Origin of the sequence: Okeania sp. SIO2B9 (assembly GCF_010672505.1) — a bacterium.
Lineage (GTDB): Bacteria > Cyanobacteriota > Cyanobacteriia > Cyanobacteriales > Microcoleaceae > Okeania > Okeania hirsuta.
The window spans coordinates 1-4,776 of sequence record NZ_JAAHGK010000548.1; the positions used below are offsets into that span (position 1 = coordinate 1).

Annotated in this window: 4 protein-coding genes and 2 pseudogenes; all 6 read right to left on the reverse strand. The window is 32.3% G+C overall.

The genetic code is table 11. The features are described 5' to 3' along the window. Positions 1 to 248 (reverse strand): annotated as a pseudogene (locus F6K13_RS18835) (hypothetical protein); the annotation flags it as partial. A 32-nt stretch (positions 249 to 280) separates the two neighbouring features. Next, positions 281 to 1,498: a decarboxylase gene (locus F6K13_RS18840; RefSeq protein WP_124142805.1), complete on the reverse strand. Its 1,218-nt coding sequence runs from the start codon at positions 1,496 to 1,498 to the stop codon at positions 281 to 283. A 429-nt stretch (positions 1,499 to 1,927) separates the two neighbouring features. Next, positions 1,928 to 2,209 (reverse strand): hypothetical protein, encoded by a 282-nt coding sequence (locus tag F6K13_RS18845; RefSeq protein ID WP_287288001.1) that lies wholly within the window; start codon positions 2,207 to 2,209, stop codon positions 1,928 to 1,930. A gap of 655 nt (positions 2,210 to 2,864) precedes the next feature. Then, positions 2,865 to 4,418 (reverse strand): asparagine synthetase B, encoded by a 1,554-nt coding sequence (locus F6K13_RS18850; protein ID WP_205127641.1) that lies wholly within the window; start codon positions 4,416 to 4,418, stop codon positions 2,865 to 2,867. Beyond that, positions 4,419 to 4,571 carry a hypothetical protein gene (locus tag F6K13_RS18855; RefSeq protein ID WP_205127642.1) on the reverse strand — a complete coding sequence of 51 codons (153 nt, stop codon included), beginning with the start codon at positions 4,569 to 4,571 and terminating at the stop codon, positions 4,419 to 4,421. It abuts the gene before it with no gap. A 14-nt stretch (positions 4,572 to 4,585) separates the two neighbouring features. After that, positions 4,586 to 4,776, reverse strand: a pseudogene (locus tag F6K13_RS18860) (hypothetical protein); the annotation flags it as partial.

Consider the following 4,776-nt stretch of genomic DNA (forward strand, 5'->3'; position numbering starts at 1 on the left):
AAAAAAAATAACACAAATAAGCATCCAACTGAACCAACATTTCCTTTTTTTGTCAAACGTTTCTCTAAGAAATACCAAAACTGCTTAGTAGTAAAAAATAAGGTTTTTTCAGAGGAAATAGTTTGAATAGAATTCTTGAAAAATATATCTGTAAATTTACTTCCTGCTTGTGGGTCAAAAACAAAAGGATGATTACAATTTTTACATCTACCCCCAGTTTCTGTTCTTTCTTTTAAATTACTATCCATTCCACATCTTACACATTTCATCTATTTACTCCTTAACTAAAAATTTGACCATTCAATAAAATATTATAATCTTCTCGCTGACGAATTAATCTATGCTGACTTTCTTCTAACAAAACTTCAGCAGGGCGGGGTCTATGTAAAAAATGAGAAGACATTGCATAACCATAAGCACCCGTATCTAAAATAGCTAAAATATCTCCTTTTTCTAAAGCAGGTAACTGACAATTTTTACCCAAATAATCACGGGAATAGGTTGTATTGCCACAAACATCTGTTAAATATAAATCTGACTTATTTATTTCCCGAAAACTAACAATTTCTCGATAACCTCCATGTACAGATGGCACAGATAAATTAGCCACAGTTGTGTCAACTCCAACTATTTGTTTATCTCCCTGCCATTTGACAGAAATAACTTTAGTTAATACTGTGCCTGAACGAGCAATAGCTGCGCGACCAGGTTCAATAATTAATTTAATTTTTCTGCCTACTTTTTCTATCGCTGCTGTTAACTCCGCACCAAAAGTTTGCCAGTTAAAAGCTATCCCATTGTGATGATAAGGATAACCAAAACCACCACCAAAATCTAAATATTCCCAGTCTGGTAAAAATTTACCAATTGCTAATATTGGTTCAATTACTTGAGTAAAAGCTTTCGTAGCATTTGTGCCAGTACCTCGATAAAAATGTAAACCACTCAACTTTAAACCCACTGACTTTGTAATTTGAATTGCCTGGGAAAATTCCTCTGGTCGAACACCAATTCGACTTTCTCCCGTTAGTTCTGGTAAATTCAGTCTCAAACCTAATTTTGGCGTAATTTCTCTGGCAAACTTATCTATATATACGTCACAAAATAACTGTAGTTGACTCACACTATCTAAATTAAAAGTAGTTACCCTCCAGTTTAATAGTTGTGAAAATTCTTGAGCGTTTAAGTTACTGCCACTATAGACAATTTTTTCAGGGGAAAAACCTGCCTTTAATCCCAGAAAAACATCCCCTGGTGTATTAGCATGAAGACCCCATTTATACCTTTGAAAAATTTTTAATAAAGATACATTACCATTAGTTACACTGGCAAAATGAAATTCTGTGTGGGGATAGGGAATAGATTCAGTAATATGATTTATCGTTTTTATCAGAATATCGCCATCATAAACATACAGAGGAGAACCATAATTTTCTAGTAATTCGTGGGCAAATTTCAGAGAAAAAGGAGTCACAAAATTTGGCATATTTTCTACCATAGTTAACTGAACAAGTAACAGTCTAGATCATAATCTATGTTATCAGTAGAGAGTATGCCATTGGCTAATATATGACTATCAACTAATCATACTAAATCTGGTTTGAAGAAGTAGCTTATAATTTATCCGTATGTCAAGCAGTGATAGTTCGTTATACCAAGTCTAGTTTATATAAAGAGATTTATTACTCCTCTTTTTATGATTATTTATAGAAAGGATTTATCAATATTTTTTTATCCTGGTAATTTCCCAAATGAAACCATATTACTCCCTTAATAAAACGAGTTTATGGGGATTTAAAGACTGAAGTTTCCCAGTCATAACCTTCATCAAAATTTGTCATTTTGTCTATATCAATTTTTATTTTGTAGCCATCAGGTAAAGAACACAGAATTGTAAAATCACGAGCTATACGTCTGTCGTTTAATTCTATAACTGCAAAATTCTCTCTTTCTGTTGAAAATTGTCTTGTTTATTAGCCTTATTCAAGAGTTTTTGTCTGACCGATGACAATGCTTTTTGTGTATGAGTCTGAATATTTATTACTCCATCCTCATCTTCTTGAAAATTTGGCATTATACAAAAAACTTCGAGGTAATATTTAGAGCTGTCACAACGCTCAACTATAACATCACATTCATCAGTTTCCAATGATAAAGATTTGACCAATCTTTCTCTAATTAGTGGAATATAGTTGTGGTAAACAATCATTTCAGATCTGACAGCTTCGCAATCTTTCCATTCCTTCTTTTGAGCTTTTATTCTCTTTGTAAAATAAGCTGCATAGCTGGGATTATATTGGTTAATTTATTTGAAGTATTTAAGAATTTTTAAATAGTTTCGATATGGGTTAATTGGGAAATCATTATTCCTGTGGTCTAATACCAATTTCATAAAATATTGCTACAGTGACGACACAGGGAACAGGGAACAGGGAACAGGGAACAGGGAAAGAAAAACATAAATATTAAAGAGGAAAAAAAGTGGAAATTTTATAATTTATGGAATTTCTAATTTTTTCTTTTAGGAATAAATCACAAATTAAGATGTAACTGCCTTTTTTGAATTTGGTCTAAATATTCTTATTTCTGTTGTTTCATGTACTCATTCTCAAGTAAATCATGGTTGTAGAAATATTCTTCTATAATATCAATTTCGTTTTTAATCATAATTCATTTAAGGAAAAAGGAAGAAAGAAAAATTTTCGTTGTCTGATATCTAAGTTTTTGATATGTCAAATACAGTAATGGCGACTGCTATAATTACACATACTCTCAAGCTCTAAAGTTTATGTTGTAAAAATTACAGAGAATAAAATTAAGTAATTAATTTTCCCTAAGCACTTAAAGTTTTTATCAGATCAAATTTAACTTTTAACCTGCTCAACCCACCTCCACCACCAAGGCGGTAATAATAAAGGATTATACCCATAATTACTAATAGTAGATTCTCCTAAAATTGTTACTCGCCAAATTTCCCAAATCATTAATAACCAGAGAATTTCACCCACGCGTCTATTCCTAATTTGCCCCCCTAATTTTCCTTGAATTATCGTAATAGCTATATCCGAAATAAATCTACCTTCTGCTTGTAAAACTTCTGGGTTTAACCATTGCCTAATTTCTGACCATAATTCATTTAAACACCAATAACTTAAAGGTACTCCCATCCCTCTTTTTTCTCGCCAAACAACTTCCGGTGGTAACCAAGACTCTACCGCTTTTTTCAATATATATTTTTCATTTGAACCTTTTAAATTAAATTCTCCTGGTATTTGAAAAGTCCATTCAGTTAGCTCTAAATCACAAAAAGGCGATCGCACAACTAACCCATTAGCAAATGCCAAATTTGTTGCTCTAGGATGAATATTTTGTGCCCCCTTTAAAATTAAACTAGCACGACGTAATTTATGAATTAATCCCATACAAAAAGTATCATCTAAAGCAAATTCTACCCACTTTTCTGCTGAAATATTTTTGACTCTTTCATAAATTTGTGGCTGAAAAACTTTCTGTTCATAACCCCATAATTTATGAAAAGTATGCAAATATTTTTGAATGAAACTTTCTTGTTTATTGTAAACAGCAGCAGCAATAATTGGTTTATTCGTCCACCCACCAAATAATTGATCTCCTCCTTCACCATTGAAAATTACAGATACCTCTTGAGCTGCAGTTTGACATAATAAATATAAAGGTACTGTCACCCCATCACCAAAAGGTAAATCTAAAGCTTTAACTGTATCTAATAAAGCATTTTTTATCAGCTTTGGAGTTACAGATACTTTCATTAAAGGTATATCTAAATGTTCAGCAACTTTTTCTGCATATCCCCATTCTGAAAAACTATTTTTCCCAAAATCTAGAGTATATGCACGCACTTTTATTCCCTCTTGTACTAATAAAGCTGCAACTATTGAAGAATCTAAACCTCCTGAAAGAAAAACTCCCACAGGTTCAGAATTTAAGTCAATAATTTGCCGATTAATCGCATTTTTAAGTAGGGTTTGTAACTGTGTAATTGCATGATTTTTATCTTCAACTTGTACGAGATTTTCTCGCCAGTCATAATGACGTTGAATTTGTATTTCTGGCTCCAAAAAAATTTGTTCTGTTCCTGCTGGTACCGCAACAATATTCTCTACTGGAGTGAGCGGTGTCGGTACATAAGAAAAACAAGTATAACCATAAAATCCGGGAATACTAATAGATGGCTCATAAATAATAGGTAATAATAACTTTAATTGAGAAGCAAACCAAATAACTTTTTCAATTTTCACCCAATATAAAGGCACTCTTCCAAAAGGTTCCCTACCTAAAATTAATTGATTATTTTCTTGTTTTACCCAAGCATCAATACTATCAGATAAACCAGAGGCAGATAGAGAAGCAATCAAAGTCTCACCCCTAGCTAATTTCATTTATTCCCCACCAATATAACTAATTCCACCAACAGTTATTCCCTGATTAAAATTAAACACTTTTGTCTTTTTTTCCTCAGTTAGCTTGGTGAGAATAGTATTTAATTCTAGTGGGAAACCATATCCCCAATAACCAATAAATTGATATTGCACTTAATCACAAAATTTTACTTAACTGTAAACTCAGTTTGACTGAGAAAGCGATCGCCTAAATACATCTCCACCTGCCAATTTCCCACAGGTGAACCAGTATGAAATTTATACTTACAATAAGTCGGCCAAACTGCTTTATTAATTTGCTTAGTTTGGTAACTATTTTGATGACTAATTTCACCATTAGAATCAATCCAGTTGCACA